The organism is Ectothiorhodospira sp. 9100 (assembly GCF_022227565.1).
GTDB classification, from domain to species: Bacteria; Pseudomonadota; Gammaproteobacteria; order Ectothiorhodospirales; family Ectothiorhodospiraceae; genus Ectothiorhodospira; species Ectothiorhodospira marina.
Genome location: NZ_JAJNAN010000005.1, coordinates 47,719 through 72,068 on the forward strand (window position 1 = coordinate 47,719; position 24,350 = coordinate 72,068).

Sequence of the window (24,350 nt, forward strand, 5' to 3'; positions counted from 1 at the left end):
TCACTCCAGCAGGATCACGGTCGTGCGGCTATCGGGCAGACGCATGTCCAGCCGCTGACTCGCCGCCTCCTCGATCCGCCCATGGGTGGCCCAGGTACTCTGTTCCAACTGCAACTGCCCCCACTCCACATTCAATTCATCCCTCAGGTTGACCTCCCTTTGCCATTCCATGAACAACACCCGGCTTTGATGCTTGCTGTGAATCACGGCCAGGGCGCTGGCCATGACTGCCACGAACAGGATCGCCAGACCGGTGAGTTGCCAGTTCACGACAGACGCTCGGCAACACGCAGCACGGCACTGCGAGCCCTTGGGTTCACAGCCAGTTCAGTCTCGCCGGATCGCTGCGCCTTACCCACGTGACGCAGCGTACGGCCGGGGGGCAGGTCGCGGACCGGCAAGCCCCTGGGGACGGGCTCACCTTCCACCTGACGACGGATGAAACGTTTGACACGACGATCCTCCAGGGAATGAAAACTGATGACCGCCAGGCGCCCACCCGGGGCCAGTACCTGGGGAATCTGCGCAAGGCAGGCATCCAGGGATTCCAGTTCCCGATTCACATGCAGCCGAATGGCCTGAAAGCTGCGTGTGGCCGGATGCTTGTGGCGCTCGTGCCGTGGCACGGCCTCACTGATCAATTCCGCCAGGTGCCCGGTCCTCTCCACGGGGGCCTCCTCACGGGCCTGCACCAGACGCCGGGCAATACGCCGGGCGAAACGCTCCTCACCCAGATCCCGCAAGACCTTGACGATGTCTCCTTCTTCGGCGCGGGCCAGCCACCGGGCTGCGGATTCACCCCGTTCCGGATCCATGCGCATGTCCAACGGGCCATCCTTCATGAAACTGAACCCCCGTGAGGCATCGTCGAGCTGGGGCGAAGAAACCCCCAGGTCCAGAAGCAACCCCTGCACCCGCCCCAGGACGCCGCACCCTTCCAGCAGATCGGACAGATTGGCGAATGACCCCCGCAGAAACTGGAAGCGTGGTTCGGCGCCCAAACGCTGGCTGGCCACGGCCTGCGCCTGTGGATCCTGGTCCAGCGCGATCAAACGCCCCGCCGGCCCCAGACACTCGAGGATGGCCGCACTGTGTCCCCCGCGCCCGAAGGTGGCATCCACATAAATGCCGTCCTCCCGCACCGCAAGCCCTGCCAGGGCCTCTTCCAGCAAAACGGGTCGATGACTGTCGGGGGCGGACGCGCCCCCATTAAAGGACGAGGGATTCAAGGGCCGAACTGGGATCACCATCTTCATCTTCTTCCTGCAACCAGGCATCCCGGCAACGTGTCCAGGCATCCTCGTCCCATAATTCGAATTTCTTGCCTTGGCCCACGAGCACGGCACGTTTTTCCAGGCCGGCGTAGTCGCGCAAGGGCGTTGGAAGCAGGATGCGCCCCTGCCCGTCCAGCTCGCATTCAGTCGCATGACCGACGAGCAGACGCTGCGTACGGCGCGTCTTGCGATCCATGTTGGGGCGGGAGACAAGGGCTTCCTCGATCCGCTCCCACTCGGGCAGCGGATACACCAGCAGACAGCCATCGCGATCAATGGTGATCACCAAACGCCCCTGACAGGATTCCATCAGACGGTCACGATACCTTGCCGGCATCGCCATACGCCCCTTGGTATCCAGATTCAGGTTGGTGATCCCTCGAAACACGACAGCCCCGGGCCCTTTGAATCGCCACCAGCAGGAGTGGCGACGGAGTCACGGGAACGTATGAGCCTGTGCCTGAAAGCACGCACCCATACCACCGGTCCCCACGTTTCCCCACTTTTTTACACTATAGGTAGGGCCTCGCGGGGGTGTCAAGGGAAAAGCCCGGCGCGGACATGAAGATTTATACTTGCGTCACAAATACTTACAAAAACCTTCACAGGTGGAATGAGGGAACCCGGGGCTTGCATGAAGGGTTTCAATATTTGTCAGTTGGTTGCAGGACACTTCTGAAAACAGGATACGAAAAAGGCTCCATGAGCTTGGCTCATCGAGCTTTTTTTAGACAAGGGGCGGTGGGGAAAAGTGGGGGCCGGGAGGCCCCCGGAGGGAAAATGAGGGGAGTCGGCCGGTAAGCCGGGTTCTGTCGTGGACAATCATTCCTCTGGGGCGCGCGTCACCACACGCCTCTAGCAGCCTACCCGGGTGCAATGCGGGCCACACCAATGCACCCCTATTTGGCCTTGCTCCGGACGGGGTTTGCCTTGCCACGGCGTGTTACCACCCGCGCGGTGCGCTCTTACCGCACCTTTTCAACCTTACCTGTGTCCCTGCCCGGAGGCGGGGACCATCGGCGGTATGTTTTCTGTGGCACTTTCCGTCGGCTCGCGCCGCCCAGGCATTACCTGGCGCCCTGCCCTGTGGAGCCCGGACTTTCCTCTGCGACGTGGGGTCCGCAGCGACTGTCTGGCCAACTCCAGATCCCATCATACTGTAAATTTGGATAGTTTCAAGAGGCATGAACATCCATCATCAGCCATTGCCGGAGGCAAGGGATGAGGAGTCGACATCACGCCTTCCCTTTGAGCACCAGGGCCTGCTGATAGAGATCATTCTTGGGGGCGCCCGTGATCTGCGACGCCAGCTTCGCCGCCTGCTTCACCGGCATCTGCGCCAGACACAGTGCCAGCACCCGCCGTGCCTCAGCCGTCAAGGCCTCGCCGGGTGCATCCGGGGCCCCCGTGACCAGCACAACGAATTCACCCCGGGCGTGGTTGGGGTCGCTGGACAGCCAGACGCACAGATCGTCCAGGCGCCCCCCTTGAATCTGTTCGAAGGTCTTGGTCAGCTCCCGGGCCACCACCGCCCGACGCTCCCCGCCCAGAGTCTGAGCCATATCCTCCAGACTGCCCTGGATGCGATGACTGGACTCATAAAGGATGAGCGTGCCGGAAACCGCGGCCAGGGCCTCCAGGCGATGGCGACGGGCCTGAGCGCGGGCGGGTAGAAACCCCTCGAACCAGAAACGGTCGGAGGGCAGACCACTGGCCGACAGGGCCGCGATCAGGGCGGCGGGACCGGGGATGGGCACTACCCGAATGCCGGCGGCACGGGCAGCCGCCACCAGCCGAAAACCCGGGTCGCTGATCAACGGGGTGCCGGCATCACTGACCAGGGCCAGGGATTCTCCCTGGATGAGCCGCTGGATCAGGGCCGGTACCTGTCGGTCTTCGTTGTGCTCATGCAGGCTCACCCGGGGCGTCTGGACCCCGCAGTGGGCGAGCAGCCCGGCCGTGTGGCGGGTATCCTCGGCTGCGATCAGGTCGACACCGGCGAGCACCTGCACGGCGCGCGGGGACAGATCCCCCAGATTTCCGATGGGCGTGGCCACCACATGGAGCACCCCACCCTCAATTGACACACTGGACCTCGGCCAAGATACTGACATTCCCATGAAAACAATACGTCAGTCTAACCCGGCACAAGCGCGCCGGGAAGGCTCGGCCACCCGCCCAATGCGACCCTGTGGATCACTGATGGACAGACAACCCCACCCCGGCCAGGCCCTCCACGGAAACACCCTCCGGGCAAGTGCCCTCTGGCGTGGGGCACGAACCGGGACCATGCTGCTGGTCATCATGCTGCTGATCTCCGCTTGCGCTGGCATCCCTCGCTCCATGGACGACGCCGAGGACCGCCTGGCCCAGGCGCAAGCCCTTGAAGAGGCCCAGGAGTACAAGCAAGCAGCGGATCTTTACCTGGAGATCGCACAGGGCCTGAGAGCCACACCCCGTGCGCGCGTTCAATTGGAGGCACTGGAGATTCTCACCCGGGAGGAGGCCCCCCCCGCCCAGCGGGACCGGGCCGGGCAGTTACTGGAAGAGATCGACGCACGCCGTCTGGAAGGTGACGAGCCCGCGCGCCTGGACATCCTGGCGGCACGACTGGCATGGCTGGAGGAGGATCCCGATACCGCCCTCCAGAGGCTACCGGAAAATCCCGGTGCCCTGCCGGATCACCTGGCCCGCCAGGCCCTGGAAGTGGAGGCCCGTGCCCATGCCGCCCGGGCGGACTGGATACAGGCAGTGAACACCTGGGACACCCTGGGAGCACGCCAGCCGGATGAGGACCATCAGCAACACATATACGAACGACTTTGGGCCCTCATCCAGGAACGGGACCGGGATACCCTGGAGACCCTGAGGGAGCAGGCGCGCTCGCCTGTCACTCGGGGCTGGCTGGATCTGGGTCATGTGGCGCAGACCACGCCCCCCAGCCCGCGCGCCCTGGAAAGAGCCCTGGATGAGTGGCGTGAACGCCACCAGGACCATCCGGCCAACCCGCTCTTCCTGGAGCGCCTGCGGGAGCAATGGGCCGCCTACTCGCGGCACCCGGATCACGTGGCAGTACTGCTGCCGCTGACCGGACGATTCGGATCCTCGGCCAATGCCATCCTTGAGGGCATCGTGGCCGCCTACTACGACACCCCGCGGGAGGAACGCACAACGCTGCGGGTATACGACACAGGTGACCAGCCGGAAGCAAACTGGACACAGTACGAAAAGGCCGTGGAAGCCGGCGCCAGCCTGGTCATCGGCCCTCTGGAGCGCTCCGCGGTGAACCGCTTTGCCCGGGAATCTTCACTACCGGTGCCCGTGCTGGCGCTGAATCGGGCCGAGACTCGCGACAGTTACCCGGACACCCTCTATCAATTCGGGCTCAACCCTGAGGATGAAGCCATCCAGGCGGCGGAACGGGCGGTGCTGGATGGTCATCAGGATGCGGTGGTCATGGTACCCCGCACCGAACTGGGCGACCGTCTGCATCGTGCCTTTGAAGCGCGTTACGAGGCACTGGGCGGCCTGGTGCGTGATGTGCAGTTTTATGCCCCCGAGGCCACGGATTACAGCGACACCATCATCCAGGGACTACAGATCCGCGACACCCGCCCCACACATCGACGCCGCCCATCGCAGGACGGAGGGGCGGACCGGGACGAACCCCGCTACCGCAGCGACGTGGATGTCATCTTCCTCTCCGGGGGCCCCCGCCAGGCTCGCCTGATTCGCCCGCAATTGCGCTACTATCAGGCGGGTGACCTGCCGGTGATCGCCACATCACACATCTACTCCGGTCACGCCGATGCCCGCGCCGATGCCGACCTGAACGGGATCGTCTTTGCCGACATCCCCTGGCTGCTGGACCACGCCAATCCTCGCCCGGAACTGCGCGAAACCCTGGATGACCAACTCTCGAACATCTCACGGCAATTGCCGAGACTGGTTGCCCTGGGCTTCGATGCTCTGCAGGTCAGCTCGATGGTGGAACGCCTGGCCCGCCGCCCGGGCGAACACCACCAGGGACTGACCGGCCGGCTGCACCTGGACGAGCAACGGCGTATCATCCGCGAACTGAACTGGGCCCGTTTCATCGAGGGGGAACCGCGGGTGATCGGTGTCGGTAACGCGCTGATCAACCCGTTGGACGACGCAGCATGGTGAACCGACGGGCCCAAGGTGATGTGGCCGAGGCCCGTGCACGGGCCTATCTGGAATCACAGGGGTTGCGGTTCCTCCGCGCCCAGTTCCGTTGCAAGGTGGGCGAGATCGACCTGGTCATGGAGGATCGGGACAGCCTGGTGTTCGTGGAGGTACGCCAGCGCCGATCCACCCGCTACGGGGGGGCCGCCGCCAGCATCAATCACCGCAAACAACGGCGTATCCTGGCCGCTGCGGCGTATTATCTGCAAATTCATGGTTGCCAGCGCCCGGCCCGTCTCGATGTCATCGCCATCGAGGCCGATGACCGCATCCAGTGGATCCCCAATGCCTTCCAGGCACACGCCTGACTCAACCGAGCCCATTCAATGAATCTGCAAGACATCATCCGCCAGACCTTTGCCGAAACCCTGGAGACCCAACAGGCCGCGGCCGATATGCTACCACCGGCAATCGAACTGGCTGCCAACGACATGCTGCGGGCACTGCTGGGCGGACACAAGGTGCTCATCTGTGGCAACGGGGGCTCGGCGGCGGATGCCCAGCATTTTGCCTCGGAGATGGTCAACCGGTTCGAACATGACCGACCGGGCCTCCCGGCCATTGCACTGACCACCGATACCTCCACCCTCACCTCCATCGCCAATGACGACGCCTTCGAGCAGATCTTTGCCCGTCAGGTCCGCGTGCTGGGTCAGGGGGGCGATGTCCTCGTGGCCATCTCCACCTCCGGCCGCTCACCCAATATTCTGGAGGCCATCCATGCCGCGCGTGAGCGTGACCTGCAGGTCATCGCTCTGACCGGACGGGATGGGGGGCCGCTGGCAGAGTTACTGACGGAGCGCGACGTGGAAATCCGTGTTCCCGCGGAGCGCACGGCACGGATCCAGGAGACCCACCTGGTGGTCATCCACTCCCTGTGCGACCTGATCGACCGACAACTCCTGGGCATCCGCACATGACCGCTTCCGCCCCGGACAAGCCGCTGCCCAAGGCGGCCATCAAGGCCCTCAGGGATTCGGTTGGTGCAGCCAATCTGCTCACTGAAGCAGCCGATCGCTGGCCCTACGGGGGCGACAACTCACGCCTGCATGCCCCCCCGCAGGCGGTGGCCTTTGCCACCGAGACCGGCCAGGTCCAGGCCCTGGTGGATGCCTGCCGTAGCCACCTGATCCCCCTGGTGACCCGCGGGCGTGGTACAGGCACCACAGGTGCCACCGTGCCCGACCAGGGTGGCGTGGTCCTGTCCCTGGAGCGCATGAACCGCATTCTGGAAGTGGACCCCGACAACCGGATGATGGTGGTGGAGCCAGGCGTGACCAACCAGGCCGTACAGGACGCCGCCGCCGAACACGGCTTTTTCTGGCCACCGGACCCCACCAGTGCGGCTTACTGTACCGTGGGGGGCAACCTTGCCTACAACTCGGCGGGCCCGCGAGCCGTGAAATACGGTACCCCTCGGGAAAACACCCTGGGCCTGACCGCCGTGACCGGCAGCGGGCGCCTGCTGCGCACAGGTGTTTACACCACCAAGGGCGTGGTGGGCTACGACCTCACCCGCCTGCTGATCGGTTCGGAAGGCACCTTAGGGATCATCACCCAGGCCACCCTGCGCCTCACCCCCCTGGCGGAGGCCAAGCGCACCCTGCAGGCGGTGTATGGCTCCATGGACGCTGCCGCCCAGGCCGTCTCCCGCATCATGGCGCAACCGGTCGTGCCTTGTGCCCTGGAGTTCATGGATGGCCGGGCCATTGAGATGATCCGGGACTATTCCCAGGCACGCCTGCCCGAGGGGGCCGGGGCCCTGCTGATGATCGAAGTGGATGGCCCGCTGGCAGGGCTGGATGAGGCCGCCAGGCGAGTGGCTGATGCGGCTCACGGAGAAGGCTGTCTGAAAGTGGAACTGGCCCGCTCCGAGGATGAGGTCAAGGCCCTCTGGGCCACCCGTAAGGCTCTCTCCCCCGCCCTGCGTCGCGTTGCGCCCAAGAAGATCAACGAGGATGTGGTCGTGCCGGTCTCCCGGATCCCCGATTTGATCCGGGGTCTGGAGTCCCTGGGTCGCAAGCACGACATCACCATCGTCTGCTTCGGTCACGCGGGCAACGGCAATATCCACGTCAATCTGCTGATCGACCCCGACGACCCCCGCCAGATGAAGGCCGCCGGGGCCTGCCTGGATCAGGTGTTCACCCTGGTACTGGACCTGCGCGGCAGCATCTCCGGCGAACATGGCGTGGGGCTGGCCAAGCGGAATGTCGTGGGCCGGGAGCTTGGAACAGAGGTGCTCAGCCTGATGGAGGGCATCAAGGCCACCTTCGATCCGGCGGGGATCCTGAACCCGGGCAAGGGCGTGCCCCCCTCCCCGCAGTAGCACCGCCACCAGAAGGGCACCCCGATGTGCCGTTTGTGTATGTGGGGGTTACTTGACTACCCGGAGGCTGGGGCCCTTTTTCTGAGGTCCGGATTCTCCCGTGCTCGGGCCACCGTCCTCACCACCACCCTCCGGCGGCGGTTCCTCCCCATCCCCCGACTCGGCGAACATCATGCCCTGGCCATTCTCGCGCGTGTAGATGGCCAGCACGCGATCCACCGGGATGATGACGTTCATGGGGCGCCCACCGAAACGGGCACTGAAGGTGACCTCATCGTTGCCGATATTCAGGGCACTGACCGCCATGGGGGCCACATTGAGCACGATGCGTCCTGCCTCCACGTACTCGCGCGGCACCACCACTTCCGGGGCCGCGTCCACCAGCAGGTGGGGGGTCATGTCATTATCGGCGATCCATTCGTAAATGGCTCGAATCAGGTAGGGACGGCTGGAAGTCATGGTAGGGCTCAAACTCGGCTGCTCTTGCTGACATGGGTCGCAGGGCATCCTCGCACCGACGAGTGACGAAAAGCCACCCCCCGCGTACGGCCCTGTTGATCAGTGCATTTCCTTTTCCGCCTCGGTCAGGCTGTGCTGAAAGGCCTCCCGGGCAAAAACGCGCCGGGCGTAATCCCGCATCGGCTTGGGCAACTTGTCCATGGGGATGCCCAGAGAAGGCAGACGCCACAGCACCGGCGCCACTGCCGCATCAACAAGACTGAATTCATCACTGAGGAAATAGGGCTTGATGGCAAAGATCTCGCTGGAAGACACGAGGCTCTCAAGCAGAATCTTGCGTGCTCGATTGGCTGACGCCTTGTCCGAGGCCGCCTCCAGATTCTCCACCCCCCGATACCAGTCCTGTTCGATACGATACAGGGCCAGACGGGCCGTGGCGCGGGAAACGGGGTCCACCGGCATCAGCGGTGGATGAGGAAATCGCTCATCCAGGTATTCCTGTATGACCTGCGTACCGTACAAAACCAGATCCCGGTCCACAAGCGTGGGCACGGAATTGTAAGGATTGAGATGGGACAGGTCTTCGGGTCTGGATTCCGTGTCGATATGGGTGATATCGACGGTGATGTCCTTTTCAGCCAGCACGATCCTCACCGCGTGACAACGCGGGCAGGCGGGTGCTGAAAAGAGCGTCATGACGGATCTACGGTTGGCGACTAACGCCATGGAAGCTCTCCATCAGGCGGACCGCGCCATGCGCGGTCGCCAAACACGGGGGGCATCCCTGCCCCGGGCCAGCAATGACGATCAATGAACGTCGCGCCAGTATTCCTTCTTCAGCAGGTAGGCCAGGATGGTGAACAGGATCAGGAACCCGATCACGTACATCCCCATGGCTTCACGCTCCATCCGGATCGGCTCGGCCACGTAGGTCATGAAGGCGGTGATGTCACGGACCACTTCATCATACTCTTCGGTCGACATCTTGCCTTCTTCAACCAGTTCCAGCTCGATGTGGCCATCTTCACCCACATTCTTCTGCCAACCCTGGAGTTCCCAGAGGGCGTGGGGCATGCCCATGGCCTCGAAGGTGGCATTGTTCACGCCCAGGGGACGAGAATCATCCAGGTAGAAGTTACGCAGCACGGTGTAGATCCAGTCCGGACCCCGATGGCGAGCCGTCAGGGTCAAGTCCGGCGCTGGCTGAGCAAACCATTCCTCAGCATCATCCGGACGCATCGCGATCTCGATCAACTGCCCCACGCCAGTGGGATCACCGGCAGCATCACGGGTGTGGACAAACTTCTCCGCCACCTGCTCTTCGGTAAGCCCCAGATCCTGGCCGATACGGTTATAGCGCGCATGCTCCAGGGAGTGGCAACCGATGCAGTACTGGAAGAAGTACTCCGCGCCCCGCTGTAGTGAAGTGGTGTCTTCCAGGTTGATGTTGGCGTCATCCACGGGAACCGACGGACCCGCAGCCAACGCAGCCCCTCCCGGCACCGCAAAGGCAATTACAAATGCACATGTCAAAAGCTTTTTCATCACGAAGTCACCCTCGCCGGAACCGGCTTTTCCTCGTTGAAACTGGTGTACAGGGGACCCAGCAGGCAGATCGCCAGATAGGCCGTGGGCAGCAACCACCAGGTCATGGTCATGGTTGGATCCGCGCCAGCTTCGACACGCAGGAAATCCCAGTAGGTATAGCCGGCCGCGAGCACCAGGAAAGACCCCCAGCTGAACGCGAAGGATCTAGGCTTGCTGTGGAACCACAGCACGAAGAAGAACGCGCAGTAGATGGTCGTGAAACGCAGGCCCAGTTCCGCATAGAAGGGCTCGACCGCCTTCATGCCCAGCCAGCCCAGAATGACGAACGTAATACCAAAGGTCACCAGGTTGAGCTTGTGGATGGCGCTACGATAACGGATGGAGTTGATGGGGTTCCGGTCCAACCAGGGCAGGAAGAACAGGATCAATACTGCACCAAACATCAACAGCACGCCCAGGAACGGATCCGGTATCACACGCAGGATCGTGTAGAAAGTGCCGAAGTACCACACCGGGTGGATCAGGTCAGGTGTCACCATCGGATCGGCCTGAATGAAGTTGGACTTCTCGATGAAGTAACCACCCATATCCGGAGCGAAAAACACCACGGCGAAGAACAGGATCAGGAAAACCCCGAAGCCGATCATGTCCTTGACGGTGTAGTAGGGATGGAAGGGGATGCCATCCAGGGGAATGCCATCGTCACCGGTAAACTTCTTGATTTCCACACCATCCGGGTTATTGGAACCCACAGCGTGCAATGCCACGATGTGAGCGAACACCAGCATGATCAGCACCAGCGGCAGGGCTGCCACGTGCAGGGCGAAGAATCGGTTCAGTGTTGCATCGGAGATCAGGAAGTCCCCGCGGATCCAGGTCACCAGATCACCGCCGATGAAGGGGATGGTGTTGAACAGGTTGACGATCACCTGAGCCCCCCAATAGGACATCTGCCCCCAGGGCAGCATGTACCCGGCAAAGGCCTCGGCCATGAGCACCAGATAGATGGCCACACCAATCACCCAGATCAGTTCGCGCGGCTTCTTGTAGGAGCCATAGAGCAGGGCCCGGAACATGTGGAGATACACCACGATAAAGAAGGCTGAAGCGCCCGTGGTATGCATGTAACGAACCAGCCAGCCCCATTCCACGTCGCGCATGATGTATTCGACGGAGGCAAAGGCCAGATTGGCATCCGGCTTGTAAAACATGGTCAGGAAGATACCCGACACGATCTGGATGGCCAGCACCAGCACGGCCAGGGAACCGAAGTAATACCAGAAGTTGAAGTTTTTCGGCGCGTAATATTGCGCCAGGTGCTCATTCCAGGTCTTGGTAAGCGGATACCTGGCGTCGACCCATTCAAGAAGACCTCTCATAATGCGACTCCTTCCTCGTCCTCGCCGACGACGAGCAGCGTGTCGGACACATACATATGCACGGGCACCACCAGATTGGTGGGGGCGGGCACGTTCCGCCATACTCGACCGGCCAGGTCAAAGCGCGAGCCGTGACAGGCACAGAAATAGCCACCCTTCCAGTCCTGTCCCAGATCCGACGGGGCGATTTCTGGGCGATAGCTCGGCGAGCAGCCCAGGTGCGTGCAGATGCCGATGAGAACGGAGTATTCCGGCTTTCTGGACCGGGTTTCATTTTGCGCGTAGGCAGGCTGCTGCGTCTCCACCTTGGAATCGGGATCCACCAACCGGGGGCGGTTTTCAGGCAGCATGTCCAGCATTTCAGGGGTTCTGTGAGTCACCCATACCGGCTTGCCTCGCCATTCCACCACGATCAATTGACCTGGCTCGACCTGACTGACGTCGAATTCCACTGGAGCGCCAGCTGCCTGGGCGCGGGCACTGGGCGCCCACGTTGACAGGTACGGATACGCTAACCCGACGACCCCGGCCCCGCCGACCACGCTGGTCGCCGCCACCAGGAATCGCCGTCGATTCTGGTTCACGTCTTCATAAGACATTAATTAAGATCTCCCGTTGAGTTCCAACAAAAAGCCGCTGGCCGCTGGGCGCCCGGCATTGGCCGAACGCGTAGACACACGCTCGCCTACCACTAAAACCCCTCGACCCACCGGGGCACTCAAAACGCGGTAGCATTCCCGAAGACGCCCTCGAGGTCAAGAGAAAACTCGAAGCGAATCTGTAACACATTGTTTCAAACAGGGTTATCAATGTCTATAAATTCATGCGAAAGTGCTAATATTCGCGCAAGGTGATCGCCCACTGCCTTGGGTCCATAGCGTTCGGTGGCATGGTGCCCCGCCGCAAAAAAGTGAATGCCCTCCTCGCGTGCCACGTGCACGGTCTGCTCCGAGACCTCCCCGGTGATGAAGGCATCCAACCCCAGGTTCACGGCTTGCTCGATCATCCCCTGGGCGCCCCCGGTACACCAACCCACGCGTCGGATGGACTCAGGACCTGATGGGATCCACAAGGGTTCACGCTGCAAACGCCGGGCAATGCGATCCTTCAGTTCGGCCCCGGAGAGGGCTTGTTGCGGGCGACCAAAGTTGCCCACGCCGTCAGGGCGCATGGAGCCTTCCACCTGGAACTCCAGCAATCGCGCCAGCTGGGCGTTGTTACCCCATTCCGGATGGGCATCCAGCGGCAGATGATAGGCCAGCAGATTGATGTCATGAGCCAGGAGCAGGCGCAGACGCTCGCGTTTCATGCCAGTGACACAGGCATCCTCACCTTTCCAGAAGTAGCCATGGTGCACCAACAGGGTATCGGCCCCCCGCTGGATCGCCGCCTCAATCAGGGCACGACTGGCGGTCACGCCCGTCACCAGCCTGCCCACATGGGGCCGACCCTGCACCTGCAGCCCGTTGGGACTATAGTCGGCGAAGGCGCTCACGTTGAGCAGATCATCGACGTGACGCACCAGATCCTGAATGGCAACCATGGAGACCTCCGTAATGGGCAGCGCTTCAAACTGCGTATATAAGCATTGTGTTATTGTAGCCCCATGACGCGAATCAGTCCCTTTCTGATGCAGGTGGTCGGTGTCGGCGTGGCCGTGGCTGTCCTCATGCTGGTGTTCTTCCCCGGCCTGCTGCGGGATCCCCAGCCGCGCGTGGAAGTGCTCCAGAGCGACCGACCCGCCCCGCTCGCACTGGGTGAGGGCCCCGTGTCCTATGCCGATGCGGTTGACCAGGCCACTCCAGCGGTGGTGAACATCAGCACCCGCAAGACGGTGGTACAACGCAGCCACCCTTTCCTGGATGACCCGGTTTTCCGTCAGTTCTTTGGTGATCGCTTCGACGCTCCGCAACGTCGCACCCAGACGAGCCTGGGCTCGGGCGTGATCATCAGCCCGCAAGGGTACATCCTGACCAATAACCATGTCATCGAGGGCGCCGACGAGATCGAGACCATGCTCGCTGATGGTCGCAATCTGCCCGCCCAGGTGGTGGGCACAGACCCGGAGACGGACCTGGCGGTACTGCGGATCGACTCCGGCGAAGGCCCGCTGCCCAGTATCGTGGTCGGAGACTCACGACACCTGCGCGTGGGGGACGTGGTGCTGGCCATTGGCAACCCCTTTGGCGTGGGGCAAACCGTTACCCAGGGGATCGTCAGTGCCACCGGCCGCAACCGCCTGGGCATCAATACCTATGAAGACTTCATCCAGACCGACGCCGCCATCAATCCCGGCAACTCGGGGGGCGCCCTGGTGAATGCCCACGGGGAACTGGTGGGGGTGAATACCGCCATCTTCACCCGCTCGGGCGGCTCACAGGGGATTGGCTTCGCCATCCCCGCGGATCTGGCTCGGGATGTGATGACCCAGATCATCGAGCAAGGGGCAGTGGTACGGGGCTGGCTGGGCATCGAGGTGCAGGAGATCACGCCGCAACTGGGACGATCCTTCGGCCTGGAGGACAATCGGGGCATCCTGATCGCCGGCGTGCTGAGCACGGGTCCGGCAGCCCGGGCCGGCATCCGTCCCGGTGATGTCTTCACCCACATGGATGGTGACCGCATCAACGACGCCCAGGATGCCCTGAACTTCATCGCCCGCAAGGAGCCCGGCGAAACCCTGCGCATCAGGGGGCTCCGCGATGGGGAGCCCTTCGAGATCCGGGCCGAGGTGGGGAAGAGACCGACGGCAAGGCGTTGATTCAACGACCACCGCTTTCGCGGCCGAGGGCCGCTCCCACAAGGTCCCTTCCGCTTCAGACGGTGGCGAGTGCGCCTTCCAGGGCCTGCAGGAAGTGCTGATTCTCCTCGGGGGTGCCCACGGTGACCCGCAGGCAGTCGGCAAGCAGGCCGCCCTGACCGGAGAGATCCTTGATGAGTACACCGCGATCCCGGAGGCCCTCGAAAATCCGAGGCCCCTTGCCTTGCGGAACCCGGAAGAGGATGAAATTGGCCTCACTGGGGAACGGCGTCACCCCCGGCATCCCCTCCAGGGCCTGGCTCAGGGGCTCACGATCCCGGCGGATGGCGGCAGCCTGCTGATCCAGCACTTCGTGATGATCCAGGGCAAATTCTGCCGCCACCTGCGTGAGCACGTTCACGTTATAGGGCAACCGTACCTTTTCCAGTTCATCCATCCAGGGGGGCGGACCGCACAAATAGCCCAGGCGCAGCCCGGCCAGACCCAGCTTGGAGACGGTCCGCATCACCAGTAGACGCTCAAACCGCCCCACATCAGGCAGGAAGCTATCATCGGCAAAGGGCCCGTAGGCCTCATCCAGCACCACCAGACCCGGCGCCCGGGCAATCACCGCCTCCACATCCCGCCGCGACCAGCGATTACCGGTGGGATTATTGGGGTAAGCCAGGAAAAGCACCGCCGGCTGGTGGGTATCCAGGGCACGCTCCATGGCAGGCCGATCCAGGGAGAAGTCTTCGTTAAGGGGCACACCGACAAATTCCAGGCCCAGCCAGAGGGCAATCATGCGATACATGACGAAACCCGGCTCCGGGGCCATGATCACCCGACCGGGGGACGCCACGGCCATGAGCAGGATCTGGATCAGTTCATCCGAACCATTGCCCAGCATCACTCTGGCCGACTCGGGCACCTGCATCACCCGGCGCAGCGCCAGGGCCAGGCGCGTGCCCTGAGGATCGGGGTAGCGGTTCATGGCCACCGTGGAAAGACGCTCTGCCCAGGCCGTTTGCAGTGATGCGGGCCATTCGTAGGGATTTTCCATGGCATCCAGCTTGACCAGTCCCTGAGAAGAAGGCACGGGATAGGCGGACAGGGCCCGGATCTGGGGGCGAATGAGATCTGCTGGCGTGGCGGCGGTCATGGCTGATCGTCCGGGTCCTGGCGGTATTCCGCAGAGCGGGCGTGGGCAATGAGGCCCTCACCCCTAGCAAGCACCGACGCTGTACGGCCCAGATCGGCCGCGCCCGCCGCCGAGCACTGGATCAGGCTGGAGCGCTTCTGGAAGTCATAGACCCCCAGCGGCGAGGAGAAACGGGCCGTGCGCGAAGTGGGCAGCACATGATTGGGCCCGGCACAGTAATCACCCACGGCCTCGGCCGTGTGCCGCCCCATGAAGATCGCCCCCGCATGCCGAATGCGCGGTAACAGGGCATCGGGATCAGCCACCGACAGTTCCAGGTGTTCCGGAGCAATATGGTTGGCCACCTGCACGGCCTCGTCCATGTCTTGCACCTGGATCAGCGCCCCTCGATCCGCCAGGGAGGTCCGGATGATCTCCGCCCGGGGCATCTCGGTGAGCAACTCATCCATGGCGGCCGCCACCATCTCGAGAAACGGGCCATCCGGGCTGACCAGCATGGCCTGGGCATCCTCGTCGTGCTCGGCCTGGGAAAACAGGTCCGCGGCGATCCAGTGGGGATCGGTCTTGCCATCACAGACCACCATGATCTCGGAGGGGCCGGCCACCATGTCAATGCCCACGGTGCCAAAGACCATGCGCTTGGCCGTGGCCACGAAGATATTGCCGGGGCCGACGATCTTGTCCACTGGCGGCACCGTCTCGGTGCCATAGGCCAGCGCGGCCACCGCCTGGGCACCACCGATGGCAAACACCCGGTCCACCCCCGCCACGGCCGCCGCTGCCAGCACCAGATCATTCACCACGCCATCCGGCGTGGGGACCACCATGATCACCTCGGGCACGCCGGCCACCTTGGCGGGGACAGCGTTCATGATCACCGATGAGGGATAGGCGGCCTTGCCGCCGGGCACGTACAGGCCCACCCGGTCCAGGGGGGTGATCTGCTGCCCCAGCACGGTGCCATCGGGCTCGGTGTAGCGCCAATCAGACATTTTCTGATGTTCGGCGTAGGCACGCACGCGCCCGGCAGCACGTTCCAGTGCCTCGCGCTGCTCGCCCGGGATGGCCTCCAGTGCCCGGGCAAGCCGCGCCTGGGGGATCTCCAGTTCATGCAGATCGCGGCACTCCAGACGATCGAAACGGGCGGTGTACTCCAGCACCGCCGCATCGCCGCGGCGACGCACGTCCGCCAGGATGTCGGTGACAATACGGGTCACCGACTCATCGGAGACCCCTTCCCAGGCCAGCAGTTCGTCGAGCCGGGCCATGAAGTCGGCTTGCGTGGAATCCAGTCGATTGATCTTTGGCATGACAATATCTCCGGCTACGACGCCTTGGAACGGCGTTCCCGCACACCTGCCGCCAGATCGCGCAGCACGGGAATGGTGTCGTCCCAGTTCATGCAGGCGTCGGTGATGCTCTGCCCGTATACCAGGGGCTTGTCGGCGACCAGATCCTGCCGCCCAGCCACCAGATGACTCTCCAGCATAACACCCATGATGCGCCGATCGCCGCTGCTCACCTGCCGTGCCACCGAACCGGCCACCTCCACCTGCCGGGCCGGATCCTTGCGGCTATTGCCATGACTGCAGTCGATCATCATATGGGCGGGCAAGCCGGCATCCTGAAGGGCCTCGGCCGCCTCGTCCAGGCTCCTGGCATCGTAGTTGGGCTTGCGCCCACCGCGCAGGATGATATGACAGTCCGGATTGCCGGCGGTGGAGAAAATGGCCGAGTGCCCCTCCTTGGTCACAGACAGGAAGTGATGCGGCTTGGACGCCGAGCGAATGGCGTCAATGGCCACCTGCAGGCTGCCGTCGGTACTGTTCTTGAACCCCACCGGGCAGGACAGGCCCGACGCCAGCTCCCGGTGCACCTGGCTCTCGGTGGTGCGGGCACCGATGGCGCCCCAGGCCACCAGGTCGGAGACATACTGGGGGCTGATCAGATCAAGGTATTCCGTGGCCGCTGGCATGCCCTCCCGGGCCAGATCCAGCAGCAACCCCCGGGCCAGGCGCAGCCCCTTGTTGATCTCGAAACTGCCATCCAGGTTGGGATCGTTGATCAACCCCTTCCAGCCCACCACGGTGCGCGGCTTCTCGAAATACACCCGCATGATGATCACCAGATCCCGGGCCAATTCATCCCGCAGGGCCTTCAACTGACGGGCATAGTCCTTTCCGGCCTCCACATCGTGAATGGAGCAGGGGCCGGCGATCACCAGGAGTCGGTCATCGGTGCCCCGCAGGATACCCTGAATGGCCTGGCGGGCCTCGTGAACCGTCGTCGCGGCGGCCTCGGTGATGGGCAGTTCCTCGTGCACCTGCCGTGGCGGCGATGCCTCGCGGATATTGATGATCTTCAGGTCGTCGGTCAGGTGCTGCATGGGTACCTTGGACAATACGTGTCGAGTATGGGCAGGGACTTCCCTGGCTGAGGCCGGAGCCGTGGCTTCACCCCGGCGCGGGCTCATGCCGCCTGAGACACCGCCGTCTCCAGCGACTGGATCAGCGCCTTGACGCGAGCGGATTTCATCTTCATCGACGCCTTGTTGACGATCAGACGGGAACTGATGTCGGCGATGTGCTCCAGGGGTTCCAGGCCATTGGCGCGCAGCGTATTGCCGGTGTCCACCAGGTCGACAATGCAATCGGCCAGCCCCACCAGGGGCGCCAGTTCCATGGAACCATAGAGCTTGATGATCTCCACCTGCCGGCCCTGTTCAGCATAATAGTGGCGTGTGGTGTTCACGAACTTGGTGGCCACCCGCAGGCGCCCGGCCCGTTGTGTCGCACCGGGATGCCCGGCCACCATCAGACGGCAACGGGCAATGCGCAGGTCCAGGGGTTCGTAGATGCCCTCGCCACCGTGCTCCATCAGCACATCCTTGCCGGATACGCCCACATCGGCCGCCCCGTATTGCACATAGGTCGGCACGTCGGTGGCGCGGATCACCACCACTTTCACCTCTGGATGATTGGTGTCCAGGATGAGTTTGCGGCTGGTTTCCGGGTCGTCCACCGGCTCGATGCCCGCCTGGGCCAGCAACGGCAAGGTGTCCTTGTAAATGCGCCCCTTGGACAGGGCAATGGTCAACGTCTGTTCAGGCATGGAATCATCCGGGCACGCGGCGAATGATGGCACCCAGCTGGGACAGCTTCTCCTCGATGCACTCATAGCCGCGATCAATGTGATAAATGCGATCCACCAGGGTGTCGCCGTCGCCCACCAGGCCCGCCAGGATAAGGCTGGCCGAGGCACGCAGGTCCGTGGCCATGACCGGCGCCCCCTTGAGGCGTGGTACGCCACGAATGACGGCGGTATTGCCCTCGATGCGAATATCGGCCCCCATGCGCTGCATCTCCAGGGCATGCATGAACCGGTTCTCGAACACCGTCTCGGTGATGGTGGCCGTGCCTTCCGCCACGGCGTTCAGGGCCACGAACTGGGCCTGCATGTCGGTGGGAAAGGCCGGATAGGGCGCCGTGCGCAGATTCACGGCCCGTGGCCGACGACCCTTCATGTCCAGGCGGATCCAGTCCTGTCCCACATCCAGCTCCGCGCCGGCCTCTTCCAGCTTCACCAGCACCGCATCCAGGGTCTTGGGCTCGGTGTTACGGGTCCGCACCCGACCGCCGGTGATGGCCCCCGCCACCAGAAATGTACCGGTCTCAATGCGGTCCGGCAGCACGTCATAGGCGCAACCTTTGAGTGATGTGACGCCCTCGATGGTGAGGGTATCCGTACCGGCACCACTCACCTGGGCGCCCATGGCATTCAGGCAATTGGCCAGATCGATGATCTCTGGCTCCCGGGCGGCATTTTCGATGACGGTGGTACCCTCGGCCAGGGTGGCCGCCATGAGGAGGTTTTCGGTGCCGGTCACGGTGACTGTATCCAGCACCAGCCTGGCTCCCTTCAGGCGACGCGCCCGGGCACGTATATAGCCTCCCTCCACCTGAATATCGGCGCCCATCGCCGCCAGCCCCTCCAGATGGATATTCACCGGACGCGTGCCAATGGCGCAACCGCCAGGCAAGGAGACCTCCGCCTGCCCATGGCGGGCCAACAGGGGCCCCAGCACCAGAATGGAGGCCCGCATGGTGCGCACCAGCTCGTAAGGTGCCACACATTCGCGCAGGGTGTTGGGATCCACCTCGATGCGCATGCGCTCGTCCACGGTCAGCGTGACGCCCATCCGCCCGAGCAGTTCCATGGTGGTGGTCACATCCTGCAGATGCGGCACGTTACCGATGGTCATGGGCCCGTCGGCCAGAAGCGTGGCCGCCAGAATGGGCAGCACTGCATTCTTGGCGCCGGAAATGCGCACGTCGCCCTGGAGCGGGCCGCCACCACTGATGATGAGTTTATCCATGGGGGTGGGATGATAGCGGAAATCCGGCCGTCAGTCGTCCCGCTCCAGGGGCATCACCCCATCCAGGTCGCTGAGTCGGATCAGATCCCACATCCGGTCCGGCACGCTCACGAACCGCAAGCCACCGTGCGGACCGCCACACAGGCGCATCCATTCCAGCAGCAGGGCGACCCCTGCTGAATCGGTGCGGGTCACACCAGACAAATCCACCCGGCAGCCACCCTGCCCTGCCTTGAAACGCTTCACGGAGTCGGCCCAGAGGCTGGGTACCGTCTCCTGCGTCAGTTCGCCCACCAGACGCAGGCCCTGCTCAGCAGACTCCAGGCGGGCCTCGCTCACTGGCTCTGCCCCGCTTCGACAGCGTCCTCGATCAGCGACTCATCCCCCTCCTCGAGGCGCGTGATGAGGGCATCCAGGCCATGGCGATCCACCTCGGCACCGAAATTGGTACGGAAGTTGGTCACAAAGCTCAGGCCCTCGACAGTGAGATCGAAGACCTTCCACTCTCCGTCCACCGGACGCAGACTGTAGTTCACGCTGATGTTGGACTGCCCCTGCCCCATGACGATCTCACTGGCCACCGAGGCCATGCGCTCATCCGTGAAACTGCGGTGAGGCAGTACGCGAATGTCCTTGTCCATGTGCTCGGCCATCTGCTGGGTGTAAGTGCGCACCAGCATGCCGCGAAAGGCCTTCACGAAACGATCACGCTGCTCGGGTTCGGCTGTACGCCAGTGCCGGGCCAGAATCAACCGCGACATGCCCTGCCAGTCGATCAGCGGCAGAATGATGTCGTCCACCAGCTCGAACAGGAACTCGGGGTCTTCACGGGTCCGCTCCGGATCCTCCCGCAATTTCTCCAGGACTTCGTCAGCCGTACGGGTCACCAGATCCACCGGATCCTGCTCGGGCAGGGATGCGTTGGCAACGGAGACGGATGTGGCCAGGGCCACAACGGTGGCCAGCACGAGATGGATGAATGACTTCATGACGGACTCCGGGTCAATGATGCTGCAATCCTGCGCCGCGGGATGTGAACCCGGGCTGAACGGTGTGGGTGAAGGTCGAGGACTAATCGCTGGTCATGTTGACCATCATGCGGCCAATCAATTCCTCAAGCACCACCGCCGACTGCGTGAACAGGAGGGTATCGCCATCCGCCAGCACCGCTTCCTCGCCACCAGGTTCCAGGGCGATGTATTGTTCCCCCAGCAGGCCGGCTGTATAGATGCTGGCCTGGGTATCGGTGGGCAGGTAATCATGGGTGTTGGAGATATTCATGGTGACCCGCGCCTGATAGCGTTCCGGGTCATAACGGATATCCGTGACCCGACCGATACGCACCCCGGACATGGTGACCGGGGCACGCACCTTGAGCCCGCCGATGTTATTGAAATGTGCATGCACCTCATAACCCTCGTCGCCGCGGTATTCCCCCAGGTTGCTCACCTGCAAGGCCAGCATGAAAAGGCCCGCCAGGCCCAGGGCCACGAAGATGCCCACGGTGATCTCGATCCTGCGCGTCGTCATCTTGCCGTCCCGTTATCAAAGGTCACCGAACATCAGCCCGGTGAGAATAAAGTCCAGGGCCAGTACGGCCAGTGCGGTATGCACCACGGTACGCGTGGTGGCCCGGCTAACGCCTTCGGAGGTGGGCGGAGCATCATAGCCTTCAAAGACCGCGATCCAGGCGGCCACCAGGCCAAACACCATGCTCTTGATGACTCCGTTCATCACATCCTCGAACAGATCCACATTGGCCTGCATCTGTGACCAGTAAGACCCGGCATCCACCCCCAGCACGCCCACGCCAATGCCGTATCCCCCCATCACCCCGACGGCACTGAAGATGGCCGCCAGCAGTGGCAGGGAGATCACCCCGGCCAGAAAACGCGGGGCGATCACCCGCTTGAAGGGATCCACCGCCATCATTTCCATGCTGGAAAGCTGTTCGGTGGCCTTCATCAGGCCGATCTCGGCGGTGAGGGCCGAACCGGCACGACCGGCGAACAGCAACGCGGTGACCACCGGCCCCAATTCCCGCACCAGGGACAGGGCCACCACCGTGCCCAGGGCTTCCGCCGCACCAAAGTCCACCAGGGTGATATAACCCTGGTAGCCCAGCACCATCCCCACAAAGAATCCCGAAACCACGATGATGAGCAGGGAAAGCACGCCCACCGAGTAGAGTTCGCGAATCAGCAACCGGGGTCGCAGCGCCAGAGGCCCCAGGGCCATCAGGGTGCGAAACAGGAACACATGCCCGCGACCCAGCCGCTCCAGCACGCTCAGACTCCATTGACCCAGCCGTTGGAATGCGCCCATCAGGATTGCCCGCCTCCCATCAGATCGTCCAGATAGTCCGGGGCCGGATAGTGGAATGGCACCGGCCCGTCGGGCAGTCCCTCCAGGAACTGGCGGGACCAGGCCGAGGCATCCTGCTGCAATTGTGACGGAGAGCCTTGGTCCACCACCCGACCATCGGAGATGAGGTACACCCAGTCGGCAATGGAATTGGCTTCCGCCACGTCGTGGGAGACCACGATACTGGTCATGGCCAGGGCATCGTTGAGGCGACGGATCAGCGAGACGATCACGGCCTTGGTGATGGGGTCCAGCCCCGTGAAGGGCTCGTCATACATCATCAGCAGCGGATCCAGAGCAATGGCCCGGGCCAGTGCCACGCGCCGGGCCATGCCCCCGGAGAGTTCACTGGGCTGCAGCGACCAGGCCCCTCGCAGTCCCACGGCCTCCAGTTTCATCAACACCAGATGACGCACCACCGACTCAGGCAGGCGAGTGTTCTCGCGGATGGGGAAGGCCACGTTGTCAAAGACATTGAGGTCGGTGAGCAGCGCCCCGCTCTGGAACAGCATGCCCATGCGTCGGCGCAGACGATAGAGTTCTCGCAAGGAGAGGCGATGCACATCCTGCCCCTCCACGAGCACCTGCCCCCGATCCGGCTTGAGTTGACCGCCGATCAGCCGCAGCAGCGTGGTCTTGCCCGTACCGCTCGGCCCCATGATGGCCGTCACCTGCCCCTGGGGAATGGTGATATCCAGCCCATCAAAGATCTTTCGATCTCCGCGGGCAAAATGCACGTCGCGGACCTCGATCCACGGCTTTTTATCGGCTACGGGGGAGATAACGACTTTCCTTGTGAAGGGTGACGATCATGGCATACCCATCGAACACGCAACATCTTCAGTCGCGGCGCGGGGGCTGTCAAGTGAACCCCAGCAAGCGCGCCACCGTGATGGTTTGACCCATGACGGCGGGTGGGGCATCCAGGAACAAGACGCCCGACCGGCCCTCCGCGCATCGAGCAAAGGCCTCCAGGTTTTCACGCAGCATCCGCGGGTGCGCGCCAGCAGGCAAGCCCATCCACCCCACCGGCGCACAGGGAGGCTCCGTCGCTGGCCCCATCCACAGACGAGTCCGGGCCGCCGGGGCATCCACCGAGTAGCACGGAAGGCGACCCTGCCCGGGCCTCATGAACACCGCCTCTTGAAACGTCTCATGCGACGCACCCGGCAGCACCAGACCACCCAGTTGCGGCCCCAGGGTCGCCGTCATGCGCCTGAGGTGCTCGACGTCCTCCAGTGCGCCCCCCCCGACTTCCAGAAAAAAGCGAAAATCCTCCCGCACTTCGCCAAGCCAGCCCTGCCAGTCGGCCGGACTGGTGCCTTGCCAGCGTTGCGGAGGAAGCAGCACAGTGGAAAACTCGTTGGCGTAAAAGCACAAACGCCAGGACGCTGGCATGTCCTGGGGATAGAATTGCGCCACCCACGCCGGATGCTCCCAGTCGCGGGCACCCAGGGTGAGGTGGAAAGGCTTGCCGTATCCCATTGTTTAATCCTCTCCCGCCTTGAGGTAGTGTTCCGCCGATGAAGCTCAATCCCGACAAGACGCTGGCCATGGCCCGGGCCGTCCTGGAGACCGAAGCCCAGGGGATCCGCGACCTCATCATCCGCCTGGATGACCGCTTCGTGCGCGCCTGCGAGCACATGCTGGCCTGCACCGGGCGGGTGGTCGTCACGGGCATGGGAAAATCCGGCCACGTGGGCGGCAAGATTGCCGCCACCCTCGCCAGCACCGGCACACCCGCCTTTTTTGTCCACCCGGGCGAAGCCAGTCATGGCGACCTGGGCATGATCACCGCCGGGGATACGGTGCTGGCCTTGTCCAACTCCGGCGAGACCGATGAACTTCTCACCATCCTGCCATTGATCCGTCGCCTGGGCGCCCCCCTGATTGCCCTCACCGGGAATCCTCGCTCCACCCTGGCCCGGGAGGCCAACGTGCATCTGGATGTGAGCGTGGCCGCGGAGGCCTGCCCTCTGGGCCTGGCCCCCACCTCCAGCACCACCGCCACCCTGGCCATGGGGGACGCACTGGCCGTGGCACTGCTGGAAGCCCGGGGTTTCACCGCCGATGACTTTGCACGCTCTCACCCCGGCGGTCGACTGGGACGAAGGCTGCTGCTGCACGTGGGCGACATCATGCACACCGGCGAGCGCATCCCCCTGGTACGTGCCGACGCCCCGCTGGCCGATGCCCTCCTGGAAATCACCCGCCAGGGCCTGGGGATGACCGCCGTGGTGGACGCGCACCGCAACCTGATCGGCGTCTACACCGATGGCGACCTGCGCCGCACCCTGGACCGGGGGATCGACATTCGTACGGCGCGCATTGGTGATGTCATGACCCGTCAATGCAAGGCAGCGCAGCCCGGGATGCTGGCAGCGGAGGCCCTCAAGGTGATGGAGGATCACAAGATCAGCGCCCTGCCCGTCGTGGATGGGGGCCAGCACCTGGTGGGGGCCCTGAACATGCATGACCTGCTGCGTGCCGGCGTGGTCTGAAGTTGCCCACCCG

Annotated in this window: 27 protein-coding genes and 1 other RNA gene; 6 read left to right on the plus strand and 22 right to left on the minus strand. The window is 63.4% G+C overall.

The features are described 5' to 3' along the window. From ftsL to rsmI, 5 genes are all read right to left on the minus strand, one after another. On the minus strand, positions 1-270 hold the full coding sequence (gene ftsL, locus LPW29_RS02975) for a cell division protein FtsL (RefSeq protein ID WP_090250799.1): 270 nt from the start codon (positions 268-270) through the stop codon (positions 1-3). Further along, on the minus strand, positions 267-1,250 hold the full coding sequence (gene rsmH, locus LPW29_RS02980; RefSeq protein ID WP_238626834.1) for a 16S rRNA (cytosine(1402)-N(4))-methyltransferase RsmH: 984 nt from the start codon (positions 1,248-1,250) through the stop codon (positions 267-269). Before rsmH ends, ftsL begins: the two co-directional genes overlap by 4 nt. Continuing rightward, complete coding sequence (gene mraZ, locus LPW29_RS02985; protein ID WP_238626788.1) at positions 1,210-1,662, minus strand: division/cell wall cluster transcriptional repressor MraZ; 453 nt, start codon at positions 1,660-1,662, stop codon at positions 1,210-1,212. The genes rsmH and mraZ overlap by 41 nt, the downstream gene beginning before the upstream one ends. Positions 1,663-2,056: 394 nt before the next feature. After that, positions 2,057-2,418, minus strand: an RNA gene (rnpB, locus tag LPW29_RS02990) — RNase P RNA component class A. 91 nt (positions 2,419-2,509) lie between these two features. Continuing rightward, positions 2,510-3,388, minus strand: a complete 879-nt coding sequence (gene rsmI, locus LPW29_RS02995; RefSeq protein ID WP_238626790.1) for a 16S rRNA (cytidine(1402)-2'-O)-methyltransferase — start codon at positions 3,386-3,388, stop codon at positions 2,510-2,512. Between the two features lie 175 nt (positions 3,389-3,563). Between rsmI and LPW29_RS03000 the strand changes: the two genes are divergently transcribed. Genes LPW29_RS03000 through LPW29_RS03015 form a run of 4 tightly spaced genes read left to right on the plus strand, consistent with a single transcriptional unit; the run spans position 3,564 to position 7,809 of the window. Further along, positions 3,564-5,441, plus strand: a complete 1,878-nt coding sequence (locus LPW29_RS03000) for a penicillin-binding protein activator (RefSeq protein WP_238626792.1) — start codon at positions 3,564-3,566, stop codon at positions 5,439-5,441. After that, entirely contained in the window at positions 5,435-5,788 is a 354-nt protein-coding gene (locus LPW29_RS03005; RefSeq protein WP_090250784.1) for a YraN family protein, read from the plus strand. Before LPW29_RS03000 ends, LPW29_RS03005 begins: the two co-directional genes overlap by 7 nt. Positions 5,789-5,806: 18 nt before the next feature. Next, entirely contained in the window at positions 5,807-6,400 is a 594-nt protein-coding gene (locus LPW29_RS03010; protein ID WP_238626793.1) for a phosphoheptose isomerase, read from the plus strand. Beyond that, positions 6,397-7,809 (plus strand): FAD-binding oxidoreductase, encoded by a 1,413-nt coding sequence (locus LPW29_RS03015; RefSeq protein WP_238626794.1) that lies wholly within the window; start codon positions 6,397-6,399, stop codon positions 7,807-7,809. The genes LPW29_RS03010 and LPW29_RS03015 overlap by 4 nt, the downstream gene beginning before the upstream one ends. A gap of 48 nt (positions 7,810-7,857) precedes the next feature. On the opposite strand, the gene LPW29_RS03020 is transcribed toward LPW29_RS03015, so the two are convergent. From LPW29_RS03020 to LPW29_RS03045, 6 genes are all read right to left on the minus strand, one after another. After that, complete coding sequence (locus LPW29_RS03020) at positions 7,858-8,268, minus strand: ClpXP protease specificity-enhancing factor (RefSeq protein ID WP_090250778.1); 411 nt, start codon at positions 8,266-8,268, stop codon at positions 7,858-7,860. A 99-nt stretch (positions 8,269-8,367) separates the two neighbouring features. Beyond that, complete coding sequence (locus tag LPW29_RS03025; protein ID WP_090250775.1) at positions 8,368-8,994, minus strand: glutathione S-transferase N-terminal domain-containing protein; 627 nt, start codon at positions 8,992-8,994, stop codon at positions 8,368-8,370. Between the two features lie 81 nt (positions 8,995-9,075). Then, complete coding sequence (locus LPW29_RS03030; RefSeq protein ID WP_090250773.1) at positions 9,076-9,813, minus strand: cytochrome c1; 738 nt, start codon at positions 9,811-9,813, stop codon at positions 9,076-9,078. Continuing rightward, positions 9,813-11,195: a cytochrome b gene (locus LPW29_RS03035; RefSeq protein ID WP_238626796.1), complete on the minus strand. Its 1,383-nt coding sequence runs from the start codon at positions 11,193-11,195 to the stop codon at positions 9,813-9,815. Before LPW29_RS03035 ends, LPW29_RS03030 begins: the two co-directional genes overlap by 1 nt. Continuing rightward, complete coding sequence (gene petA, locus LPW29_RS03040) at positions 11,192-11,794, minus strand: ubiquinol-cytochrome c reductase iron-sulfur subunit (protein WP_238626798.1); 603 nt, start codon at positions 11,792-11,794, stop codon at positions 11,192-11,194. The genes LPW29_RS03035 and petA overlap by 4 nt, the downstream gene beginning before the upstream one ends. 194 nt (positions 11,795-11,988) lie before the next feature. Further along, positions 11,989-12,738, minus strand: coding sequence for a Nif3-like dinuclear metal center hexameric protein (locus LPW29_RS03045; RefSeq protein ID WP_238626799.1), 750 nt, complete (start codon positions 12,736-12,738; stop codon positions 11,989-11,991). A 63-nt stretch (positions 12,739-12,801) separates the two neighbouring features. Here LPW29_RS03045 and LPW29_RS03050 point away from each other — a divergent pair, with 63 nt between their 5' ends. Next, positions 12,802-13,956 carry a Do family serine endopeptidase gene (locus LPW29_RS03050; protein ID WP_238626801.1) on the plus strand — a complete coding sequence of 385 codons (1,155 nt, stop codon included), beginning with the start codon at positions 12,802-12,804 and terminating at the stop codon, positions 13,954-13,956. Between the two features lie 55 nt (positions 13,957-14,011). On the opposite strand, the gene hisC is transcribed toward LPW29_RS03050, so the two are convergent. The 11 genes from hisC to LPW29_RS03105 all read right to left on the minus strand — a co-directional run bounded on the left by hisC (position 14,012) and on the right by LPW29_RS03105 (position 23,321). Next, positions 14,012-15,097, minus strand: coding sequence for a histidinol-phosphate transaminase (gene hisC, locus LPW29_RS03055; RefSeq protein WP_238626802.1), 1,086 nt, complete (start codon positions 15,095-15,097; stop codon positions 14,012-14,014). Then, on the minus strand, positions 15,094-16,407 hold the full coding sequence (hisD, locus tag LPW29_RS03060; protein WP_238626804.1) for a histidinol dehydrogenase: 1,314 nt from the start codon (positions 16,405-16,407) through the stop codon (positions 15,094-15,096). The genes hisC and hisD overlap by 4 nt, the downstream gene beginning before the upstream one ends. A gap of 14 nt (positions 16,408-16,421) precedes the next feature. Beyond that, complete coding sequence (locus LPW29_RS03065; RefSeq protein WP_090251131.1) at positions 16,422-17,483, minus strand: 3-deoxy-7-phosphoheptulonate synthase; 1,062 nt, start codon at positions 17,481-17,483, stop codon at positions 16,422-16,424. An 83-nt stretch (positions 17,484-17,566) separates the two neighbouring features. Next, positions 17,567-18,208 carry an ATP phosphoribosyltransferase gene (gene hisG / locus LPW29_RS03070; RefSeq protein ID WP_090250754.1) on the minus strand — a complete coding sequence of 214 codons (642 nt, stop codon included), beginning with the start codon at positions 18,206-18,208 and terminating at the stop codon, positions 17,567-17,569. Positions 18,209-18,212: 4 nt separating this feature from the next. Further along, entirely contained in the window at positions 18,213-19,472 is a 1,260-nt protein-coding gene (gene murA / locus LPW29_RS03075; protein WP_090250752.1) for a UDP-N-acetylglucosamine 1-carboxyvinyltransferase, read from the minus strand. A 30-nt stretch (positions 19,473-19,502) separates the two neighbouring features. After that, positions 19,503-19,811 carry an STAS domain-containing protein gene (locus tag LPW29_RS03080; RefSeq protein ID WP_090250749.1) on the minus strand — a complete coding sequence of 103 codons (309 nt, stop codon included), beginning with the start codon at positions 19,809-19,811 and terminating at the stop codon, positions 19,503-19,505. Further along, positions 19,808-20,461: an MlaC/ttg2D family ABC transporter substrate-binding protein gene (locus LPW29_RS03085; protein WP_238626806.1), complete on the minus strand. Its 654-nt coding sequence runs from the start codon at positions 20,459-20,461 to the stop codon at positions 19,808-19,810. The genes LPW29_RS03080 and LPW29_RS03085 overlap by 4 nt, the downstream gene beginning before the upstream one ends. A gap of 82 nt (positions 20,462-20,543) precedes the next feature. Then, a complete protein-coding gene (gene mlaD / locus LPW29_RS03090; protein WP_238626807.1) occupies positions 20,544-21,002 on the minus strand; it encodes an outer membrane lipid asymmetry maintenance protein MlaD in 459 nt (152 codons plus the stop codon). A 15-nt stretch (positions 21,003-21,017) separates the two neighbouring features. Beyond that, positions 21,018-21,797 (minus strand): lipid asymmetry maintenance ABC transporter permease subunit MlaE, encoded by a 780-nt coding sequence (gene mlaE / locus LPW29_RS03095; RefSeq protein WP_218140382.1) that lies wholly within the window; start codon positions 21,795-21,797, stop codon positions 21,018-21,020. Next, positions 21,797-22,573, minus strand: a complete 777-nt coding sequence (locus LPW29_RS03100) for an ATP-binding cassette domain-containing protein (RefSeq protein ID WP_238626808.1) — start codon at positions 22,571-22,573, stop codon at positions 21,797-21,799. The genes mlaE and LPW29_RS03100 overlap by 1 nt, the downstream gene beginning before the upstream one ends. A 124-nt stretch (positions 22,574-22,697) precedes the next feature. Then, complete coding sequence (locus LPW29_RS03105; RefSeq protein WP_090250737.1) at positions 22,698-23,321, minus strand: hypothetical protein; 624 nt, start codon at positions 23,319-23,321, stop codon at positions 22,698-22,700. Positions 23,322-23,359: 38 nt separating this feature from the next. On the opposite strand from LPW29_RS03105, the gene LPW29_RS03110 reads away from it, so the two are divergent. Further along, on the plus strand, positions 23,360-24,337 hold the full coding sequence (locus LPW29_RS03110) for a KpsF/GutQ family sugar-phosphate isomerase (RefSeq protein WP_274520302.1): 978 nt from the start codon (positions 23,360-23,362) through the stop codon (positions 24,335-24,337). Positions 24,338-24,350 lie beyond the last annotated feature (13 nt).

Excerpts from the sequence above, each read along its gene's own strand:
- rsmH (WP_238626834.1), bottom strand. The coding sequence starts at position 1,250 with ATGGTGATCCCAGTTCGGCCCTTGAATCCCTCGTCCTTTAATGGGGGC.
- rsmI (WP_238626790.1), bottom strand. The coding sequence starts at position 3,388 with ATGTCAGTATCTTGGCCGAGGTCCAGTGTGTCAATTGAGGGTGGGGTG.
- LPW29_RS03000 (WP_238626792.1), top strand. The coding sequence starts at position 3,564 with ATGCTGCTGGTCATCATGCTGCTGATCTCCGCTTGCGCTGGCATCCCT.
- LPW29_RS03005 (WP_090250784.1), top strand. The coding sequence starts at position 5,435 with ATGGTGAACCGACGGGCCCAAGGTGATGTGGCCGAGGCCCGTGCACGG.
- LPW29_RS03010 (WP_238626793.1), top strand. The coding sequence starts at position 5,807 with ATGAATCTGCAAGACATCATCCGCCAGACCTTTGCCGAAACCCTGGAG.
- LPW29_RS03015 (WP_238626794.1), top strand. The coding sequence starts at position 6,397 with ATGACCGCTTCCGCCCCGGACAAGCCGCTGCCCAAGGCGGCCATCAAG.
- LPW29_RS03020 (WP_090250778.1), bottom strand. The coding sequence starts at position 8,268 with ATGACTTCCAGCCGTCCCTACCTGATTCGAGCCATTTACGAATGGATC.
- LPW29_RS03025 (WP_090250775.1), bottom strand. The coding sequence starts at position 8,994 with ATGGCGTTAGTCGCCAACCGTAGATCCGTCATGACGCTCTTTTCAGCA.
- LPW29_RS03030 (WP_090250773.1), bottom strand. The coding sequence starts at position 9,813 with ATGAAAAAGCTTTTGACATGTGCATTTGTAATTGCCTTTGCGGTGCCG.
- LPW29_RS03035 (WP_238626796.1), bottom strand. The coding sequence starts at position 11,195 with ATGAGAGGTCTTCTTGAATGGGTCGACGCCAGGTATCCGCTTACCAAG.
- petA (WP_238626798.1), bottom strand. The coding sequence starts at position 11,794 with ATGTCTTATGAAGACGTGAACCAGAATCGACGGCGATTCCTGGTGGCG.
- LPW29_RS03045 (WP_238626799.1), bottom strand. The coding sequence starts at position 12,738 with ATGGTTGCCATTCAGGATCTGGTGCGTCACGTCGATGATCTGCTCAAC.
- LPW29_RS03050 (WP_238626801.1), top strand. The coding sequence starts at position 12,802 with ATGACGCGAATCAGTCCCTTTCTGATGCAGGTGGTCGGTGTCGGCGTG.
- hisC (WP_238626802.1), bottom strand. The coding sequence starts at position 15,097 with ATGACCGCCGCCACGCCAGCAGATCTCATTCGCCCCCAGATCCGGGCC.
- hisD (WP_238626804.1), bottom strand. The coding sequence starts at position 16,407 with ATGCCAAAGATCAATCGACTGGATTCCACGCAAGCCGACTTCATGGCC.
- LPW29_RS03065 (WP_090251131.1), bottom strand. The coding sequence starts at position 17,483 with ATGCAGCACCTGACCGACGACCTGAAGATCATCAATATCCGCGAGGCA.
- hisG (WP_090250754.1), bottom strand. The coding sequence starts at position 18,208 with ATGCCTGAACAGACGTTGACCATTGCCCTGTCCAAGGGGCGCATTTAC.
- murA (WP_090250752.1), bottom strand. The coding sequence starts at position 19,472 with ATGGATAAACTCATCATCAGTGGTGGCGGCCCGCTCCAGGGCGACGTG.
- LPW29_RS03085 (WP_238626806.1), bottom strand. The coding sequence starts at position 20,461 with ATGAAGTCATTCATCCATCTCGTGCTGGCCACCGTTGTGGCCCTGGCC.
- mlaD (WP_238626807.1), bottom strand. The coding sequence starts at position 21,002 with ATGACGACGCGCAGGATCGAGATCACCGTGGGCATCTTCGTGGCCCTG.
- mlaE (WP_218140382.1), bottom strand. The coding sequence starts at position 21,797 with ATGGGCGCATTCCAACGGCTGGGTCAATGGAGTCTGAGCGTGCTGGAG.
- LPW29_RS03105 (WP_090250737.1), bottom strand. The coding sequence starts at position 23,321 with ATGGGATACGGCAAGCCTTTCCACCTCACCCTGGGTGCCCGCGACTGG.
- LPW29_RS03110 (WP_274520302.1), top strand. The coding sequence starts at position 23,360 with ATGAAGCTCAATCCCGACAAGACGCTGGCCATGGCCCGGGCCGTCCTG.